We start from the raw sequence: 3,628 nt of genomic DNA, 5'->3' as shown, positions 1-3,628 counted from the left end.
CGCCTGAACGTGCAGGTCGATCACCTCCATGAACAACTGGGCGACCTCGGGCAGAAAGAGGCCCTGGCCCAGCACCGGCTCAAAAGCCAACAGCGCGAGCGCTTCAACGCCCGCAGCCGCGAATGGATGGGCAAGCACTTCGGCCAGTCGCTGCCGCTGATGCTGGTCGGGTTGAATGTCTGGAACACCCTGTACAGCCTTGAACAAGCGAGTGCCGACGGCCTGTTCAACAACAGCGAACTGCGGATGATGACCGCCAATGCGGCCTATACCGGTAACGCAATGATGGCCGTGTGCGTGGGCCCGGGGTGGAATCGGGCGCAGGGGATGTTTGCGCCGTTGCGTGAAAAAATTAAACAGCTTACAAAAGCGGGCGTCAGGGCATGGCTGGCTCAAGGCAACATCGACTTCGCGCATGCCGCCAAGCGATTGATTGCCCGTACCGCGACCTGGGCGGCGCTTGGTGCAATTGCTGCGGGTGTTGAGGCGTGGCAGGTGTCCAAGGATATTGCGGGGGCCAGTAGTGAAGATGAGAGATATTTTCTAACGCTAAAACGCGGAACCCTGAGTGTAATGGCAGGCATGGCTAGTTTGCAGCTTGTGGGCGCCGTACTGGGTTATTGGTTCAACTTTGCCTGGATCATGTCCTCACCGGTCACCATGATTCTGGCCGCACTCGGTATGGCCTATTTACTGATCTCGGCACATGCCAATCGCTACAAGCGCGAAGGCCTACGCCTGTGGCTGTACCGCTGCAGCTGGGGCAAGGCACCGGAGGAGACCTGGGTGGGCATTGACGGCCATAAAACCCAGCTGATGGCCTTGCTGGAGATCCTGCAGCGGCCCAGCGTCTGGGCCCGGGCGGTGTACACCTACCCGGACCGTGGGCCACAACGTTGCCTGGGGTTCTGGGTACAACTGCTGCTCCCCGCCACGCTGGCGGGCAGTATTGTCCAGCTGCAACCGGTGCTGATCGACAGTGAAGGCACGCCGGTCTACCACACGCCACAGCAAGACCCACTCTATGAGCACTTTCTGCGCGGTCATTGGGTTGATCCTGAGTTGGCCGGGCAGTTGCCAGAGGCCGCCGGTGACCAGCAATTACAGAGCGATTTTGCCTATCGGGCCAAGGATCAACACCGCGTGTGGCAGGCATGGGTGGCGACACCCAAGAGCAATACAGCGCTGGAGCTGGAAGTGCATTACCCGCCACCACTCAATCAACGTGCAGACGCCCGTGGCTACATGTTCCGCGTGGCGCTGCGCGACGACTTAAGTGAGGCCGAGCGCAAAAATACGCTGTTCACCGACATGCTGCCTGAAGAACAGAAGTTGGAGAAACACAGCCTCTACGGGTTGAACCTTCAGGTGCCAGAGGGGATGGCGAAATGAAGGTTTCAGAAGGTTTGTCTCGCGTGAAGTCCCAGCTGGGCAACTGGGGCACGCCTCGAGAACTGCCGCCACAACTGACGTGGAAGTACGCACATGAATCTGAACTGCTGAGCTGGAGAATCAAGGCCAGGAACTACAATACAACGGTTGCCAACTTGGCATTGCTGGTTATGTTGATGATAGCGCTAGCGATTGCGCTGATTTTGTATTTTTCATCCGAGTTTATAAAAGAGCCTTGGAGAACACTCTCGCATGTATTTGTATTCGCCTTGATATCTATACCTGCGGTATGCATGACCCATCAGCGCATGAATTTCGCCTATCGTTTTACAGCATCTGGCGCAGAATTTTGTGAATGGAAAAACTTTCCAGAGTGGACGCTGAGGTTCTTGACGTGTCTCGCGATTGTTACGGCGATTCTCTTTGCCTGCATGGCAAGCCTCTACCGCGACGCGGGTTATCTGATCTATGCCGTGATCGGGCCTGCCAACGTGATGCTGTTGCGCGCTTCAATGAACTCGAAAGCTTATCGCAACTTGCAGACGGAATTTCATCACAGAACCTATGAGTGGTCGAGGTTTACGTTGGTGGTGATCGATAAGAAGCAAGCGTTGGTCGGTTTGGAGTTTGGCTGGTATGACTATTATATGAATAAAGACTCTTTAGGTACCGCGCCGTTGTTTGCCAGGCGCCGCGAGTTTGATCATCTGCTGGCCTTTTTCGATGAGCGGCTTCCACATCTTCCGCGTGTCGCTCGACCCATAGACAGGGATGATTGAATCGCCGGTTATGGAGACGTAAGCATGTACGGAGTGAAGCTTCAGGTGCCAGATGGGATGGCGAAATGAAGGTTTTAGAAGGGTTGTCTAGCGTGAAGTCTCTGCTGAGCCACTGGGTCAGGCCACGAGAACTGCCGCCTCAGCTGACGTGGAAATATGCACATGAGTCTGAACTGCTGGGCTGGAGGATAAAAGCGCGAAACTATAATACCGTTATTGCTAATGGGTTATTTGTTTTCTGGCTGGTTGTTGCTGTTTGGTTTGGGTTTTCTGTGTACTCAAATTTTGAAAGGTATGATGAGCCTATGCGCTCATTGTGCGCTCTTTTGTTTTTTTCTGTATTGATGGTAGCTGTGTTGAGCATGACTCATCAGCGCATGAACTTCGCCTACCGCTTTACAGCATCTGGCGCTGAGTTTTGTGAGTGGAAAAATTTTCCAGAGTGGGCGCTGAGATTCTTGACGTGTCTCGCGATTATTTCGGCGATTATCTTTGCCTGTATGGCAAGCCTCTATCGCGACGCTAGCTTCCTGATCTATGCCGTGATCGCGCCCGCGAAGATGATGCTTTTGCGCGCGTCAATGAACTCAAAAAATTATCGCGGGGTACACACGATATTTCATCTGAGAACCTTTGAGTGGTCTGAGTTTACAGAGGTAGAAGTTGATCGTAAGCAAAAATTGGTCGGCTTGAAGTTTGCTTGGTATGACAACTATCTGAACATCAGTAAAATCAGCACTGCGCCGCTGTATGCGCGGCGGCGAGAGTTTGACACTATCTTGGCGTTTCTTGAAAAGCAGGTTCCAGAACTGACGCGTAGTCTCCAGTCAGTTGAAAGGGCGTAGCATTCTGATACCAAAGGGGATGGCGAAATGAAGGTTTCAGAAGTTTTGTCTGGCGTGAAGTCCCTGCTGGGTAACTGGGGCACGCCACGAGAACTGCCGCCACAACTGACGTGGAAGTATGGGGATGAACCAGAGCTGCTGGAGTGGAGGATCAAGGCGCGAAACTACAACACTTTTGTTGCTAATGGGATGTTTATTTTCATGCTTTTTTTTACCTTGGTATTGTGCTTCATTATGTATGATGTCTATGAAGGTACTGATCAGCCTTGGAGAACACTGTCCTGCGTGTTTTTTTTCTGTCTCATGGCATTTACTGCTTCGTGCATGACCCATCAGCGCATGAATTTCGCCTACCGCTTTACAGCATCTGGCGCAGAATTTTGTGAGTGGAAAAATTTTCCAGAGTGGGCGCTGAGGTTCTTGACGTGTCTCGCGATTGTTACGGCGATTCTCTTTGCCTGCATGGCAAGCCTCGACCGCGACGCTAGTTATCTGATTTATGCCGTGATCGGGCCAGCCAACGTGATGCTGTTGCGCGCCTCAATGAACTCGAAAGTCTATCGTGGGGTACACACGATATTTCATCTGAGAACCTTTGAGTGGTCTAAATTT

The 3,628-nt window shown here is 52.6% G+C and carries 3 protein-coding genes and 1 pseudogene; all 4 read left to right on the top strand.

The window, feature by feature from the left end; genetic code table 11:
* Nucleotides 1–1,392: pseudogene (locus IE038_RS23715) on the top strand (T6SS effector BTH_I2691 family protein); the annotation flags it as partial.
* A complete protein-coding gene (locus IE038_RS23710) occupies nt 1,389–2,171 on the top strand; it encodes a hypothetical protein (protein WP_189396400.1) in 783 nt (260 codons plus the stop codon). The pseudogene IE038_RS23715 and the gene IE038_RS23710, both read left to right, overlap by 4 nt.
* A 65-nt stretch (nt 2,172–2,236) precedes the next feature.
* A complete protein-coding gene (locus IE038_RS23705; RefSeq protein WP_189396399.1) occupies nt 2,237–3,016 on the top strand; it encodes a hypothetical protein in 780 nt (259 codons plus the stop codon).
* 27 nt (nt 3,017–3,043) lie between these two features.
* On the top strand, nt 3,044–3,628 hold a 585-nt coding region (locus tag IE038_RS23700), incomplete at its 3' end, for a hypothetical protein (RefSeq protein WP_189396398.1).

The organism is Pseudomonas laurentiana, assembly GCF_014648275.1.
Classification (GTDB): domain Bacteria; phylum Pseudomonadota; class Gammaproteobacteria; order Pseudomonadales; family Pseudomonadaceae; genus Aquipseudomonas; species Aquipseudomonas laurentiana.
The sequence above is the reverse complement of the archived record's forward strand: the minus strand, read 5'-3'. Positions and strand labels throughout refer to the sequence as shown.

Excerpts from the sequence above, each read along its gene's own strand:
- IE038_RS23705 (WP_189396399.1), top strand. The coding sequence starts at position 2,237 with ATGAAGGTTTTAGAAGGGTTGTCTAGCGTGAAGTCTCTGCTGAGCCAC.
- IE038_RS23710 (WP_189396400.1), top strand. The coding sequence starts at position 1,389 with ATGAAGGTTTCAGAAGGTTTGTCTCGCGTGAAGTCCCAGCTGGGCAAC.